The organism is Halomonas sp. WWR20, assembly GCF_054602495.1.
Genome location: NZ_JBTRHR010000028.1, coordinates 1 through 702, shown reverse-complemented (window position 1 = coordinate 702; position 702 = coordinate 1). Strand labels below are relative to the sequence as shown.

1 protein-coding gene is annotated in these 702 nt (G+C 66.5%); it reads right to left on the bottom strand.

The genetic code is table 11. The annotated features are described in order from the left end of the window. Nucleotides 1–702: Ig-like domain-containing protein (locus ACW4DH_RS18975; protein WP_459637962.1), on the bottom strand; the 702-nt coding region annotated here is incomplete at both ends.

Genomic DNA, 702 nt, shown 5'->3' with positions numbered 1-702 from the left:
AGATTGTTATCGGTATCCGCCGAGTCGTCGGACGCCTCGACGGCGAGGACTTCGAGCTGATCGATGTTGGGCCCGCTGCTGCCGGTCGAGGTCAGCGTGATGACGTTCTCCTGTCCCTCGATTAGGGTGACGCGCTGGGTCAGGGTCTGCCAGGTGCCGAAGCTGCCGGTGGCGGTGAAGTCGAGCGTGATGGGCGCACCGCCGTTGACGGTCAGCGCCAGCGGCCGGGTGCCTGATTCCAGCGAGTAGCGCAGCGCCAGGTCGAACTCGCCGGACTGGTCGGAGCCGACGGTCCAGGTGATGGTTTCGCCGCTGCCGATCCCGTCGCCGTAGTCGACGAAGCCATCGCCCAGATAACCGGCCTGGTCGGCCACCTCCTGAATGTAGTTGTCGCTCGTCGACTCGGGGCCGGTGCCCAGCTCGGCATCTTCCGCCTGGTAGGTGCCGACCGGCGTGGTGAAGGCGGGGTCGTCGGGTGTGGTATCGAGCACGAAGTCCGCCGCCGCAGTGGCTTCGTTGCCTGCCGCATCCGTCACGAACAGTGTGGCGGTGACCTCCCCGTCGGGCAGGGCGGAGACATCCACGCTGAACTGGCCGCTGTCATCCGGCACGACGGTGATGCGCTCGCCGTCGTTGAAGCTGACTTCCAGCGTTTCGATGTCGTCGTCCAGCCCGCTGACCTGGAACGTGGCGGTCTCGGCT